7 protein-coding genes are annotated in these 15,385 nt (G+C 72.8%); 6 read left to right on the top strand and 1 reads right to left on the bottom strand.

The window, feature by feature from the left end:
- Positions 1-66: 66 nt before the first annotated feature.
- Complete coding sequence (locus tag ABZK10_RS02650) at positions 67-2,181, bottom strand: beta-galactosidase (RefSeq protein ID WP_353807631.1); 2,115 nt, start codon at positions 2,179-2,181, stop codon at positions 67-69.
- A gap of 196 nt (positions 2,182-2,377) precedes the next feature.
- On the opposite strand from ABZK10_RS02650, the gene ABZK10_RS02645 reads away from it, so the two are divergent.
- From ABZK10_RS02645 to ABZK10_RS02620, 6 genes are all read left to right on the top strand, one after another.
- Complete coding sequence (locus ABZK10_RS02645) at positions 2,378-3,685, top strand: ABC transporter substrate-binding protein (RefSeq protein ID WP_353807630.1); 1,308 nt, start codon at positions 2,378-2,380, stop codon at positions 3,683-3,685.
- Positions 3,686-3,757: 72 nt separating this feature from the next.
- Positions 3,758-4,732 (top strand): carbohydrate ABC transporter permease, encoded by a 975-nt coding sequence (locus ABZK10_RS02640; protein ID WP_436408480.1) that lies wholly within the window; start codon positions 3,758-3,760, stop codon positions 4,730-4,732.
- A 3-nt stretch (positions 4,733-4,735) separates the two neighbouring features.
- Positions 4,736-5,689, top strand: coding sequence for a carbohydrate ABC transporter permease (locus tag ABZK10_RS02635; protein ID WP_353807629.1), 954 nt, complete (start codon positions 4,736-4,738; stop codon positions 5,687-5,689).
- A 134-nt stretch (positions 5,690-5,823) separates the two neighbouring features.
- The gene (locus tag ABZK10_RS02630; protein WP_353807628.1) at positions 5,824-6,840 is read left to right on the top strand and encodes a LacI family DNA-binding transcriptional regulator; all 1,017 of its coding nucleotides are present in this window, start codon (positions 5,824-5,826) and stop codon (positions 6,838-6,840) included.
- A gap of 224 nt (positions 6,841-7,064) precedes the next feature.
- Positions 7,065-11,003, top strand: a complete 3,939-nt coding sequence (locus ABZK10_RS02625) for a hypothetical protein (RefSeq protein WP_353807627.1) — start codon at positions 7,065-7,067, stop codon at positions 11,001-11,003.
- Between the two features lie 9 nt (positions 11,004-11,012).
- Positions 11,013-15,371 carry a hypothetical protein gene (locus ABZK10_RS02620; protein WP_353807626.1) on the top strand — a complete coding sequence of 1,453 codons (4,359 nt, stop codon included), beginning with the start codon at positions 11,013-11,015 and terminating at the stop codon, positions 15,369-15,371.
- The last annotated feature ends 14 nt before the right edge of the window (positions 15,372-15,385 follow it).

Here is a 15,385-nt window from a genome sequence, read left to right as displayed (position 1 = left end):
TCTGGCTGGTGGTGCCGCGTTCGGATGCCCCGGGTGGGCGAGCACATGCAGGTCTGACGCGGGCGCCTACTCGAGTCGGATGATGCGACTCCCCCCTGCCGCGACGAGCGTCTCGGCGCCGGTCGGCCGGCCCGAGGCGAGGTCCACGCCGGCGGCGTCGATCACGGCGTCGGCCGCGCCGTGGTTGATCGCCACGACGTACCGCGTGCCGTCGGCCGCGACGCGTTCGACGCGTTCGACGCCGGGCGGTGCGGGGGCGACGGGCACCGAGGCATCCGCCAGCACCCGCCGCACGAAGCCGCCGAGGTCGGCGCCGTGCAGCACCGTCGACAGGTACCAGGCCGCACCAGCCCCCGCAGCGTGCCGGGTGATCGCGGGCAGCCCTGCGGCCGGGCCGTCGATGTAGTGCTCGACCGCCTCGGCGCCCTCGAGCACGATCTCGTCGCTCCACACCGCGCCGGACGCACCGCCGGTGAGCACCACGCGGGCGTCCTCGCGCAGCGGCAGGAACTCCTCGATCGACAGGCCGAGCACGTCGCGCAGGCGGCCCGGGAACGGGCCGGCCGGCACGGTGTCGTGCTCGTCGACGATGCCCGAGAAGCAGCCGACGGCGAGCGTGCCACCGCCCGCGACGTACGCCGACAGGTTCGCCGCCGAAGCCTCGTCGAGCAGGTACAGCGAGGGGGCGAACACCGCCGAGTAGCCCGACAGGTCCTGCGACGGGTGCACGAAGTCGACGGTCACGCCCAGCGCGAAGAGCCCCGCGTAGACCGCCTCGATCCGCTCGCGGTGCGAGAGGTCGACCGACGGGCGCCACTCGAGGTCCTGCGCCCAGAACGACTCGGTGCTCCAGACGATGGCGACGGATGCCTCGACCTGCGAGCCGCGCAGCTCGGAGGCATCCGACAGCAGCCCGCCGAGTTCGACGACCTCGCGCCACACGCGCGACGACCGGCCGGCGTGGGGGAGCATCGCCGAGTGGAACTTCTCGGCGCCGAAGCGGCTCGCCCGGAACTGGAAGAAGAGGATGCCGTCGGCGCCGCGCGCGAGGTGCGACAGCGAGTTGCGGGCGAGCTCGCCGGCGCGCTTGGCGACGTTGCGCGGCTGCCAGTTCACGGCCGACGTGGAGTGCTCCATCAGCACCCACGGCTTGCCGCCGGCGAGCGAGCGGGTGAAGTCGGCGTCCATCGCGAGCATCACGTGCGCATCGAGGCGCGAGGCGGTGAGGTAGTGGTCGTTCGCGATGATGTCGACCTCGCCCGCCCAACGCCAGTAGTCGATCGACGGGCAGCTGGTCGCCATGAAGTTCGTGGTGACCGGTTGTATCGCGTGCCGGCGGATCGCGTCGCGCTCGAGCACGAAGCACTCCAGCAGTGCGTCGGAGGAGAATCGCGCGAAGTCGAGCCGGTGCGCCGGGTTCGACACGCTCGCCGACAGGCGCGGCGCGTCGACCTCGTCGAACGAGCCGTACACCTGCCCCCAGAACGTGGTGCCCCAGGCCCGGTTGAGCCCGTCGATCGTGCCGTAGCGGGCGGCGAGCCAGGTACGGAAGTTCGCGACGGATGCCTCGTCGTAGCTCTCCGAGACGGGCGCGCCGTACTCGTTGTGCACGTGCCACATCACGACCGCGGGGTGGTGCGCATAGCGCTCGGCCAGGCGCTCGGCGATCGCCTCGGCCGCGCGACGGTACTCGGGCGAGCTCGGCGAGACGATGCCGCGCGAGCCGAAGCCGAGGGGCAGGCCCTCGCGGGTGACCGGGCGGGCGTGCGGGTACCGGGTCCAGAACCAGGCGGGCGGCACGGTGGTGGGCGTGCCGAGGTCGACGTCGATGCCGGCGCCGGCGAGCAGGTCGAGCACGTCGTCGAGGAACGAGAAATCGTACTCGCCCTCGCGCGGCTCGAGCAGCGCCCACGAGAAGATGCCGACACTCACGAGGTTCACGCCCGCCTCACGCATCAGCTCGATGTCCTCGAGCCAGGTCGCGCGATCCCACTGCTCGGGGTTGTAGTCGCCGCCGAAGCGGATCGACGAGGTGCCCGGGATCCAGCCCGAGCGCGCCGCGGGGGCGGTGGCGGCGGTTGCCCGGGCGAGGCCGGAACCGGCGGCGGATGCTGCGCCGGGCGTGGCGGCGGCGGCGGTGTCGACGGTGCCGGAGGCGGTCGACGCGGAGTGCGAGGGCATGGAGCGATCTCCCTTGATGACTGTGTGCGCTCACAGTTCTAGCACACCGATCACACGGCATTGCAAGCCGAAACATCGACTTGACAAGCGAAACAGGCTGTGTCTGACTAGGAGCGCTCACAGGCACACCGTCGTCCGTCCCGGTCGCGCGGAGGCCCCGAGCATCCGCAATCACAGCTTTCGACAAGGAGGACGAATGCGTGCAGCATTCCGCACCGGGGCCGTCGCCGCGGTCGCCGCGACGGCACTGATCCTGACCGGTTGCGCCGGCAGCGGTGAGGCCGAGGGAACGGCAGAGGACCCGATCGAGCTCACCTACTGGGCATGGGCGCCCAACCTCGACCAGGTCGTGGACATCTGGAACGAGGAGCACCCCGAGATCCAGGTCACGGTGAACAAGCAGGACGGCGGCGACCCCGCCATCACCAAGCTGCTCACCGCCATCAAGGCCGGCAGCGGCGCGCCCGACCTGATCCAGGCCGAGTACCAGAAGATCCCCACGCTCGTCGCGTCCGACGCGCTCGCCGACCTCTCCGACGTCGTCGGCGACGACGTCGAAGGGCAGTTCCCGGCCGGCGTCTGGCAGTCGGTGACGCTCGGCGGCGATGCGCTCTACGCGATCCCCCAGGACACCGGCCCGATGATGTTCTACTACCGCGCCGACATCTTCGAGGAGCTCGGCCTGACCGTGCCCACCACGTGGGAGGAGTACGGCGACACCGCGCGCGCCCTCCACGAGGCCGACCCGTCGAAGTACCTCGGCACCTTCTCGGCCAACGACGCCGGCTGGTTCGCGGGCCTCTCGCAGCAGGCGAACGCCGCCTGGTGGGCCATCGAGGGCGACTCGTGGGCCGTCGACATCGACGCCCAGCCCACCCGGCAGGTCGCCGAGTTCTGGGGCGGCCTCGTCGAGGAGGGCGTCATCGACAACAAGCCGATGTACACCCCCGAGTGGAACGCCGGCCTGAACGACGGCACGCAGGTCGGCTGGACCGGTGCGGTCTGGGGCCCGGGCGTGCTCTCGGGCAACGCCGCCGACACCGCGGGCCTCTGGGCCGCGGCGCAGATGCCCACCTGGGGCGACGAGGTCTCCAACGGCAACTGGGGCGGCTCGTCCACCGCGGTCACCTCGCAGTCGGAGCACGTCGAGGCGGCGACCGAGTTCGTCACCTGGCTGAACACCGACCCCGAGGCCGTGCAGGCGCTCGTCGAGCAGACCGGCATCTACCCGGCGGCGACGGATGCCGCGGCATCCGCCCTCACCGCGGCGCCGGAGTTCTTCTCCAACCAGCCCGACTTCTACGACGTGGCCGCCGAGGCCGCCGCAGCGGTCGCGCCGTTCCAGTACGGCCCGAACGTGAACGTCACGTTCAGCGCCTACAACGACGAGTTCGCGAAGGCCGCCGAGGCGAAGTCGGCCCAGGCCTTCCTCGACGCGGTCGCCGCGATGCAGCAGATCACGGTCGACGACCTGGTCGCCGGCGGCTTCAACGTCGCCGACTAGCGGATGCGCCGGGGAGCCGCCCGTCGGCTCCCCGGCGTCGTCGCACCCCACGAACGGAAGGACCCCCACGAGATGACCGCCACGGTCGAGGCCGCCAGCCACGCGGCATCCGCCCCGCCCCAGGCAGCGCCCGCCGCCCCGCGCCGGAGGCGCCGCCCCAGCATCGCGCCCTGGGGCATGCTCGCACCGGCCATCGTGCTGTTCACGCTGTTCATGGCCGCGCCGATCCTCTACACGATCGTGCTCTCCTTCCAGAAGGAGGTCGTGTCGGGGCTCGGCCTCGGGTCGGGCTCGCGCACCCGCGAGTTCGCCTGGTTCGAGAACTACGCGAACTCGCTCACGAACCCCGAGTTCCTCGAGTCGGTCGGGCGCGTGCTGCTCTACGGGCTCATCCTCGTGCCCGCCATGCTCGGCCTCGCGCTGCTGTTCGCCCTGCTGCTCGATGCGCGCCGCACCGGCGCGAAGAGCTTCTCCCGGGTCTCGATCTTCCTGCCCTACGCGGTGCCCGCGGTCATCTCGTCGCTGCTCTGGGGCTTCCTCTACCTGCCGGCCGTCAGCCCGTTCTACTGGATCTTCGACCGGCTCGGGTGGGACGTGCCCAGCATGCTCACGCCGGGCCTCGTCATCTTCGCGATCGCGAACATCGGCCTCTGGGGCGGCGTCGGCTTCAACATGATCGTCATGTACACGTCGCTCAAGGCCGTGCCGCAGGAGATCTACGAGGCGGCGCGCATCGACGGGGCATCCGAGGCCCAGATCGCCTGGCGCATCAAGGTGCCGATCATCACGCCCGCGCTGATCATGACCGCGCTGTTCTCGATGATCGCGACGCTGCAGGTGTTCGCCGAGCCGACCACGCTGCGTCCGCTCACGAACAGCCTCTCCACCACCTGGTCGCCGCTCATGCTGGTGTACCGCGACGCGTTCATCCGCGACGACATCTCCTCGGCCGCCGCGACCAGCGTGATCATCGCCGCCGCGACGTTCGCCCTCTCGTTCCTGTTCCTCCGCGTCGTGCAGCGGCGCGCCTTCGGTCAGGAGGACTGACCCATGACCGCCACCCAGTCCGTGACCACCGGCGCCGGCGCCGGCGCCGAGACGCGCGCCGCCGTGCTGCCCGACCTCGACTCCGCCGGCTCCGGCCGCCGCTCGGGCGTCTCGCGCCACGACCACCGCGTGCCCATCGCCGTCGGCCCGACCGCCGTGCTCATCGTCGGCGCGCTCTACTGCCTGCTGCCGGTCGCGTGGGTGCTCATCGCGTCGACCAAGGACGCCTCCGAGCTGTTCTCGACGTTCACCTTCGCGCCGTCGACCCACCTGTGGGGCAACATCGTCGAGCTCACCGCCTACCGCGACGGCCTCTACTGGCGGTGGATGCTGAACACCGCCCTCTACGCGGGCGGCGGCGCGATCATCTCGACCTACGTGTCGGCGCTGTCGGGCTACGCGCTCGCGAAGTACCAGTTCGCCGGCAAGGGCATCGTCTTCAGGATCCTGCTCATGGGCGTGCTCGTGCCCGCGGTGATCCTCGCGATCCCGCAGTACCTGCTGCTCGCCCAGATCGGCCTCACCAACACCTACTGGTCGGTGCTGCTGCCGCAGCTGATCAGCCCGTACGGCATCTACCTCGCCCGCATCTACTCGGCCGCGGCCGTGCCGAACGACGTGGTCGAGTCGGCCCGCACCGAGGGCGCGCGCGAGCTGTCGATCTTCCACCGCATCGCCCTGCCGATGATGGCGCCGGGCCTCGTGACGATCTTCCTGTTCCAGTTCGTCGCGGTGTGGAACAACTTCATGCTGCCGTACATCATGCTCGGCAACGACGAGCTGTACCCGATCACCGTGGGCCTGCACGGCCTGCTCAACCAGGGCGCGTCGCTGCCCGCGATGTACACGCTCGTCATCACGGGCGCGCTGCTGTCGATCGTGCCGCTCATCGCGCTCTTCCTCGTGCTCCAGCGGTACTGGCGGGTCGACCTCGCCGCGGGCGCCGTGAAGGCGTGAGCGGAGCGGATGCCCCGGGGCCGGCGCCCACCGACGCCGATCGCGCGCCGGCGCGGGCGTCGCGGCCGGATGCCCCGGAGCGGGCGCCGCGCGCGGTCGGGCGCCCGGCCCGTGCCCGCGCCTACACTGGCCACGTGAGCGACCACACCCCGCGCCGGCGGCCGACGATCGAGGACGTCGCGCGCGAGTCGGGCGTTTCGCGCGGCACCGTCTCGCGCGTGCTGAACGGCGGGCACTGGGTGAGCGACGAGGCGCGCATCGCGGTCGAGCAGGCGATCAAGAAGACCGGCTACCGGATCAACCCGCACGCCCGGAACCTCGCCACCTCGCGCGCCAACTCGATCGCGTTCCTGCTCACCGAGTCGCAGGACCGCCTGTTCGAGGACCCGAACTTCTCGGCCCTCATGCGCGGGGCCGCGGACGCGCTCGCCGAGCGCGACCTGCCGCTCGTGCTCATCATGGCGGGCTCCGACGACGAGCAGCGCCGCGCGACCGACTTCATCATGGGCGGCCACGTCGACGGCGCGCTGCTGGTGTCGTCGCACGCGGGGCGCGAGCACTTCCTCAAGCGCCTCGTCGAGGGGGAGGTGCCGCTCGTCTCGTGCGGCATTCCGCTCGGCTACGAGCGGCGCATCGGCTACGTCACCGCCGACGACGTGGGCGGGGCGCGCGACATGGTCGCGTACCTGCGCGAGCAGGGGCGCTCGCACATCGCGACGATCACCGGCCCCGAGGACACCTCGGGCGGCGTCGGCCGGCTGGCCGGATACCGCGAGGAGCTCGGCGACGCGTACGACGAGCGCTACGTCGCCCACGGCGACTACTCCCGCGCGAGCGGCGTGCGCGCCATGCGCGAGCTGCTCGACCGGGTGCCCGACCTCGACGCCGTGTTCGTCGCCAACGACGTGATGGCCGCCGGCGCGCTCGAGGTGCTGCGGTCGGCGGGTCGCCGCGTGCCCGAGGACGTCGCCGTGGCGGGCTTCGACGACGCCCCCACCGCCACCCGCGTATCGCCGGCGCTCACCACGATGCGCCAGCCCTTCGAACGCATCGCGCACGAGATGGTGCGGATGCTCCTCGACGTGATCGACGGTCGTCCCGGCGCGCGCATGTCGCTCCCGACCGAGCTCGTCGCACGCGAGTCGGCCTGAGGCAGCGCACCGCGCCCGCCCGGGGCTTCCGCCGCAGGCCGGTATTGGGGGATGGCACTGACGTGACCGGCCGCCCCGAGTGGAAACGTGGGCACCGCGGTGCCGGTGCCGCGGAAGCGGCGGCCGACCACGTGCCCGCGCCGGCGGGGGGGAGTCCGGCCCGAGAGCACTTCACGTCACCAGCCACGAGCACGACCTCGGCCCTGCGGGGCAGGGCGGGGGCCATGGGGGAGCGCACCATGCCGCCCATCGACCCGAACCTCGTCGCGGCGTTCGGCCGCGTCTTCCGACCCGCCGTCGCGATGCCGGTGCGCGCGCACTTCCTCGAACGGATCGGCGCGATCTTCGGCGGGCGACCGCCCGGCGAGAGCCTGCCGTCGGTGCGCCTGTTCCGCCCGCGCGACCTGATCGACGTCGAATTCCGCTTCGTGAACCTCGCGCTGCGCGGTTCCGGCACGCGCCGGGTCGTCGCGCGCGAGATCGCCGGCCGCCCGGCGCAGCTCATCGCAGTCTTCGGGCCGCAGCACCTGCTCGAGCAGGCGTTCTTCGACTCGGCCGGCCCGGTGACGAGCTTCGCGAAGGAACCGGAGCCGCCCGAGCGGAAGGACCCGTCCACCCCGGAGCCGCCGACGTACCCGGTCGAGGCGATCCTCTCCCGGCCCAGCCGCCTCGCCTTCCGCGTCACCGAGGAGGAGATCCCGTTCACCGAGACCGGCCTGCTCGCCGCGATGCGCCTGCTGCCGCTCAGCGTCGCCCCGCACGCCGTCTCGTTCACCCCGCTCCGCCGCTTCCCCGACCTCGTCACCGACGTCGGCGCGGTGCTCGAGGCCACCACGCGCGCATCGGCCTTCCTCGAGGAGGCCGCACGTCGCGCGGTGCTGCGCGAGCGCATCGCGGCGAGGCCCGACGCCGCGGCATCCGTCGAGCTCGCGAACCTGGAGCTGGCTCCGGATGCCTCGGCCGGCGCTCTCGCGGCCGCCGCGGCCGCCGCCCGCCTGCACCGCACCGCCGGCGTCGTCGAGGCGCGCTTCGGCCCGGCGAGCGCGGTCGGCGCCGTCGCATCCGGCCCGGGCGCGATCATCGACCTCTCGCCCGTGCCGGCGCTCGACCTGCGCCCGCCCGCACCGCGCGCACCGACCTCCACCGAGACCGCGATCGAGCTGCCGTGGCGCATGCAGCTGAGCCCGCACGCCTCGGGCGGGTTCATGCACGCGATCGACGACGTCGCCCACGACGGCCGTGTCGAGCTGTGGCACACCCGCCTCGGCACGCGCGACGCCGAGGCCGGTCAGGTGTTCCCGATCGCCGCCGCCACGACCTCGCCGGTCGACGAGGACGACCCCGACACGCGCCAGGTGCGCGCGATCTGGACGCGCGACTTCGTGCCCGGACGGAGCGCGGCCGACGAGGACGCCGCGTTCCCGCTGGAGGAGTTCGGCAACCTCGGCACGCTGCCGCCCTTCCGCGCGAGCCTCTCGGTGCGCGATCGGATGCAGCTGGTGCACCTGACTTCGAACCACCGCTGGTCCAAGCCCGGCCACGTCGCGCGGCCCGCGCAGGTCGAGCACCTGATGCTGACCGGCCTCGGCGGCTGGCTCGCGAGCGAGGCGGAGTTCGGGTTCCCGGCCCAAGGCCTCAGCATCGAGGAGTGGCGTCACCGCGCCACCATGGCGCGCGACCACTACGTGAAGGTCGTCTACGCGGGCATCCTCGCGCCGTTCGGCCACCGGGCGTCGCTCGTGAAGGTCACCGAGCGGCGGGTCGCGGGCGACGGGATGGCGACGCTCTACCAGCGCCTGTTCATCATCGTGCGCGAGCCGGAGCGCTCGTACCTGCATGCGGGAGTGCCCGGACTCGACAACGCGATGCCGTTCCGGTGGGTGCGCATCCTCACGCGGGTGACTCCGCCGCTCGCCCTGCCGCACTCGCTCATCGCCGCGGCCGGGCAGGTGTTCGTGCCCGAGATCGCCACGGCCGATGCCGGGCAGGGCGGTGCGGCACCTGCGGGCAGCCGGCCGTTCCACTTCCGGTTCCTCGCCAACGACGTCGACAACCACCTCGTCGAGTTCGAGGGGCCGCTCGTGTTCGCCGAGAAGACCGCCGTGGAGACCGGCAGCGCGCCGGTGCTGCAGGCGGTCAACGATGCGTCGCCGACCTACCAGCTGGGCGGGCAGCTCGTCGCCTACGCCGAGCCCGACGGCGGCAACGACCCGGGCGACACCGCCCTGCCGACCACCACGGTGCGGTTCGAGGACGCGTACCACGGCGGCAGGCCGAACTACGTCGTACCGCGCCTGCGCGTCGCCACCGCACCGGTGCCCGCGATGGCCGCGTTCACCGGGCAGTCGGGCCCGGTGCCGCTGCGCATCGCCGACGCCTACCGCGGCGGCCGGTTCGCGGCCGGCAACGCGGGCGGGCTGTTCCTCGAGCTCGCCGATGCGGCCGGCGCGCCGCTGCCGACCGCGCCGCCGACCATGGACTTCGGCTCGCAGTCCGACCGGTCGGGCGCGTTCCTCAGCCCGTCGATCGGCGTGAAGGCGCTCGCCCGCAAGGTCGGCCCGGTCGGCGGCGACCTCGCCACGCTCGCCACGAACCCGGCGAACTTCGACATGGGCGCGATGTTCCCGGCGAGCGCGGCGAAGCTGTTCGGCGTCATCGACCTGCGAGACCTCCTGCCTGCGGCGAACGGCGTGCTGCCGAAGTTCGTCACCCAGGTGCTCGACGCCGCCGCAACCGCGCAGCAGACGGTCGCCCGCGCCCAGGCCTTCGTCACCGCGCAGGCGGGCGAGCTCGCGACGCTCGGCGCGAACGTGCAGAACGCCGCCACGGCACTCGCAACGAAGGCGCAGGAGTTCACCGACGCGATCGGCCAGCTCGCGGCCGACGCGGATGCCGCGCCGAACCTCGAGCAGGTGGTCGCCGACATCGGTGCAGCCGCGGGCACGATCGCCACGGCGCTCGACGACGCTGGCCCGAACCTCCCGCTGGCGAGGCCGCAGGTCGAGCAGGCGGCATCCGTCATGCATCGCCTGGCCGATGTCGCGGGCACCGCCGGCACCGTCGTGACCGCGCTCCGCAACCTCTACAAGGGCCTCGCCGTGCCCGAGCAGGTGTCGGCACGCCTCGAGTGGTCGACCGAGCTCGGCCAGTGGCCGGCGAACGCGGCGAAGCCCGTCTTCGAGCCCAAGGACGATCGGATGCTCCGCCTCGTCGCCGAGGTGCAGGCGCCGCTCGACGCGTCGAAGTCGCCCGGCGCGCTCGTCTCCTGCTCGCTCCCGCCGTTCGACCTGCGACTGGTGGGCGACGCCGAGTTCATCATCATCCGCGTCGCGGTCATGGCGTTCTCGGTGCAGGGCGGGAAGAAGCCCGACGTCGACGTGCAGCTCGACGACGCGAAGGGCATCGAGTTCGTCGGACCGCTCGCCTTCATCGAGGCGATCAAGAAGGTCATCCCGTTCGACGGCTTCAGCGACCCGCCGTACCTCGACGTGTCGGCGAGCGGCATCACCGCGGGCTTCGACCTCGCCATTCCCGACCTGGCGGTGGGCATGTTCGCGCTGACCAACATCAACGTCGGCGCCCGGCTCTCGGTGCCGTTCATCGGCGAGTCGCTCGAGTTCCGGTTCAACTTCGCCACCCGCGACGACCCGTTCCGGCTGCAGGTGTCGCTGTTCGCGGGCGGCGGGTTCTTCGCGCTCACGGTCGCACCCGACGGCATGCGCGTGGTCGAGGCGGCCCTCGAGTTCGGCGCCGCGGTGTCGATGAACTTCGGCGTCGCGTCGGGGAGCATCTCGGTGATGGCGGGCATCTACTTCCGCCTCGAGCAGCAGGGTGACGACCAGCTCGTGCAACTCACCGGCTACTTCCGGGCGCGTGGCGAGGTCGACGTGCTCGGCCTCATCTCGGCCTGCATCGAGCTCTACCTCGAACTCAGCTACCGCAACCAGAACGGCAACGAGAAGGCCGTCGGCAAGGCGTCGATCAGCATCGAGGTGTCGGTCTGCTTCGTCTCGTTCTCGGTGTCGGTGAGCTGCGAGAAGCAGTTCGCCGGGTCGAAGGGCGACCCGACGTTCGTCGACATGATGGGCCCGTTCCAGGCGCTCGGCGTGCCGAAGGATCCGTGGGCCGACTACTGCGCGGCGTTCGCGCCCGAGGCTCCGTAGGAGGACGTGATGGACGAGAACGCGATCTTCACCGCCATTCCCGCGGGCCGCATCGACGGCGAGCGGCTGCGCGTGACGATCTTCGTCACGCCGAAGCTCACCACCGGCGCGGGCCCGGGCGTGCTGCTGCCGATCACGGACTTCCCCGCGTTCGCCGACTGGCCGGCCACGGTGCGCGACGCCGTCTGGCAGCTCGAGGTCACCGGCATCGGCACCGTCGAGGCGGCCCCGATGGACACCCCGATCGCGCCCGACTCGAACGCGTGGGCCGAGGTGCTCGGCACCACGAGCGTCGGCGAGGCGCAGTTCCAGCACTTCGAGCAGGCGACCGTGCACTCGTACCCGGTCGGGCAGGTGGCATCCGCCCTGACCGGCCTCTACCGCGATGTCGTCACGATGCACTCCGACGAGCACCCGACGATCGCGGGCCTCCGCGGCATCCTGCAGGAGTTCGACCCGGGGGAGCGGCTCGGCGGGCTCGAACGCGAACTCGGACGCCGCCTCGCGATCAAGCAGATGCTCTCCGACCTGCGCGGGCAGCAGGGCGGGCCGGGGGCTCCGGCGCGCGCGATCGACTTCGAGCAGCTGCAGGGCGCAGCGGATGCCCCTGCCGTGGCGCTCGCCGCAGCGACCGCGTTCTACGACCGCACCGACGACCCGTGGAGCGAGCAGGCCATCGCCGCCGACATGCCGAAGCCGGTGCCGCCCGAGTTCCACTCGTTCGTGTCGCGCTGCGCCGACTACCCGGAACTGCTGCGGCACCTCGGGCTGGCGATCGACGTCTGGATCACCGACGACCCGGCGATCCAGGCGCACGGCGACATCCAGGTCGTCGACGCGGGCGGCGTCTCGCCGCTCGACCAGCTCGTGCACCCGCCCGCGGCGCGCCCGAAGACCTTCTTCCACCGCACCGACGAGGTGTGGGCGCCGGCGTCGCGCACCGAGAACCAGGACATCGTCGACGGCAGCCTCGCGATCGACCTCGACGACCGCTTCGACCTCGAGCAGGTCGACCCCGACGGGGCCGCGATGAAGGTGTCCGAGCTGCTGCGTACGCTGCAGCGGCAGGACGAGGCGCGGAAGGCGCCCGCCGAGCGCTCGATGACGCCCGACGACGCGACCCTGCCGGCGCTGCGATCGACGGGCGTGGTGTTCGCGCGCCGCAACCGGGCCGCCGAGCTGGTCGGGCAGTTCGATCGGTCGGCCGCGCACGAGCAGGCGCGCACCACCGGCGACCCGGCGGACCTCGACGTGGCCGACGTCACCCGCGGCTGGCGCATCGACGTGCAGGACCTCGACGGCGGGCAGCAGGAGTGGTTCTCGCTGCACGAGCGGCGCGGCGAGTACCGGCTCGTGCAGCCCCCGCCGGGCGCGAACCAGCCGGTGCCGCCGCCCGTGGCGCTGTCGGTGCAGCCCGAGGCGGACGAGGGGTACCTCAAGGGCGCGACGACCTCGAGCGGCGACCCCGACCCGGCAGCCGACCAGTACCTGCACGAGACGCTCGCGGGGTGGGACGGCTGGTCGCTCGCGGTGAAGCGGCCCGGTCGGCCGCAGGACGAGCTCGCGACGGTCGACGCCGACGAGCGCGAAGTCGCCGACTCGGGCTTCCCGCTCGCCGCCGAGTTCGGGGTGGTCCAGGGCTCGCTCCCGCGCCTCCGGTTCGGCCGGCACTACCGCTTCCGCATCCGTGCCGTCGACCTCTCGGGCGGGTCGATTCCGTCGAAGCAGCTCGACCCGGCGCACGAGCGCGAGCTCTCCGGCCCCTACCAGCGCTGGGAGCCCGTGCCGTCGCCCGCCGTGGTGCCGCTCACGCAGTTCACCGAGGGCGAGTCGCTCATGCGCATGGTGATCCGCTCGACGCGTGACGTGCCCGTCGCGACGTACGTGGCGATGCCGCGCGTGCAGGGGCTGGACGGGCACGAGCCGAGCGGTCGCGCGGGCATCGTCTACCGCGTCGAGAACGAGCGGCACCTCGCCCCGCCGCTCGGCAGTATGCAGCTCGCCGAGACGCACGGCGAGTTCGACGCCGCACTCGACGGCACCGCGGCCGACGTGGCGGCGCAGTTCGCGATCGCCGCGAAGGAGTCGGGCAACTACCTGACGCTCGCGGGCGCCGAGGTCGTGAACCACCTCGGTGCGCCCACGGTGCTCACCGGCGACCGCGGGCAGCGGCTCGCCGAGGGCGAGTACGTCGTGCACGACACGCCCGCGCTCGGCCTGCCGTACCTGCCCGACCCGCTCTCGCGCGGGCTCTCGCTCACCACGCTGCCGGGTGAGCCGGGCGGCAGCACGAAGACCGAGCCGTGGCCGACCGGCGGCCCCGGCTGGCACGAGCGCCTGCCCATCCGCGTCCGCATCGAGGAGGGCACCGGCGCCGCGCAGTTCGACGCCGCGAAGCGCCTCCTGACGGTGCGCCTGCCGAAGGCCACGCTCGCGGTCGTGCGACTCGCCTCGGTGCTCGACAAGGAGGACCTGCGACTGCTGCGCATCTGGAACCTGCTCGACGAGTCGCTCGCCCCGGCGCCCGACGCGCGGGTGGTCGAGGCGGTCGAGGGCCGCAACTGGATGCTCACGCCGTGGTCGGAGCTCACCGTCGTGCACGCGGTCGAGCAGCCGCTCGAGGACCCGGTCGTCGTGCTCGACGGCCGGCCGCTGCGCGCGCTCGCCGAGACGTTCTCGCGGCTGCCGGGCGCCGTGCACAACCACGCGGCCAGCACCGGGCGCATCGACATCGACGCGACGTGGGTCGACCCGGTCGACGACGTGCTGCAGGAGCGCTGGGTCGAGCACGACAAGGGTGCGCACGTGGGCGACTTCGAGCTCGAGGCATCCGAGGCGAAGGCCCGCATCGACCGGGATGCCGCCCCGGCGACCGGTGCCGTCGGGCCGACGCACCTCGTGCGCCACGAGTTCGGCGACACGAGGCACCGCTGGGTCGACTACCGCGCGACCGCGACCACGCGGTTCCGCGAGTACTTCCCGCCCGAGATCACGAGCCGACCCGACCTCGTGACCGCGGTGGGGCCGGTGCTCGCCCAGGTCGACGTGCCGTCGAGCGCCCGGCCCGATGCGCCGCTCGTGAAGTACATCGTGCCCACGTGGGAGTGGCACGAGGAGCACCTCGGCGTGCGCGGCTCGCCCCTGGCGGTGCGGCGCGTGCGCACGGGCGGGGGCTTGCGCGTGTACCTCGGGCGGCCGTGGTTCTCGAGTGGGCCCGACGAGCTGCTCGGCGTCGTGCTGCGCACGCAGCCGTGGGTCACCTGGCGCGACGACCTCCTGCACGAGATCGCCGGCGGCGAGCTGCTGCGCACGGTCGCCGACGAGTGGGCGGGGCGCGCACTGCGGGCCGAGGGGGAGCGGCCGGTGGGGCCGCAGTCGGCATCGGCGTCGCTCGTCGCGCACGCCGCCGCGCGGGGCCGCAGGGAGTTCGTCGACCCGGTGGCGGGCCTTCGGGTCCGCACGCGCGAGGAGCGGTTCCTCGCCGACGCGGCGCGCGAGGTGGCGTCGCGACGGGCGGCCGACCCGCGGTTCGTCGCCACGGGCGTCGCCGACGCCACCGCGTCGCTCATCGAGGCCCACTTCGGGCTGTTCGCCGGCACCGGCCCCGAGGGGCGCCGGTTCACCACCGCCTGGGGCGCCGACCCCGTGTTCGCGGGCGACCCGATGGGCTCGGGTCCGTTCATCCACCAGTTCGCGCTGCGCACCGCGGTCGGCAGCGTGCGACTCGCCGAGGTGAACGACCACGTCACGGTCGTCGGCCACCAGCCCGAGTACGACGAGGGCCGCGGGCTCTGGTACTGCGACCTGCAGGTCGACGCGGGCGAAGCGTACACGCCGTTCATCCAGCTCGCGCTCGCGCGCTACCAGGAGCACTCGGTGCCGAGCGTCGAGCTCTCGACCGTCGTGAAGGCCGACTTCGTGCAGCTCGTGCCGCGCCGCGAGGCGACGTACGTCGTCACGGCGAAGCGCGACGCGGTGGCGGTGACGCTCGCGGGGCCGCTGGGCGTCCCGCAGCACGCGGCGACGCTGCCGAACCCCGAGACGCGCGTCGCGGCCTCGCGCCGCGTCGAGGCGTGGATCGAGCGGCTGCCCGCCGGCGCGACCGGCGACCTCGACTGGGAGCTCGTCGGCGACACCTTCGGGCTCGACGTCGTGCTCACGCTCGCGCAGGCCCGCGGCGCGGCGCTCGGCAACGTGCAGTGGGCGGGCGTGGTGCCGCTGCCCGATACGCAGCCGGGCGATCGACTGCGGGTGCGCCTGGCCGAGTACGAGGTGCACCGCGGCGACCCGCTCGGCGTTCCGATCCTCGCGTCGGGCAAGGTGCGCGACCTCCGCCTCGTCTACGCGGACGAGCTCGCGCTCACCTAGCGTGCGACTGCGGT

It is taken from the genome of Agromyces sp. SYSU T00194 (genome assembly GCF_040496035.1).
Lineage (GTDB): Bacteria > Actinomycetota > Actinomycetes > Actinomycetales > Microbacteriaceae > Agromyces > Agromyces chitinivorans.
Note: the sequence above shows the minus strand (reverse complement) of the source record. Positions and strands in the feature narration are given on the sequence as shown.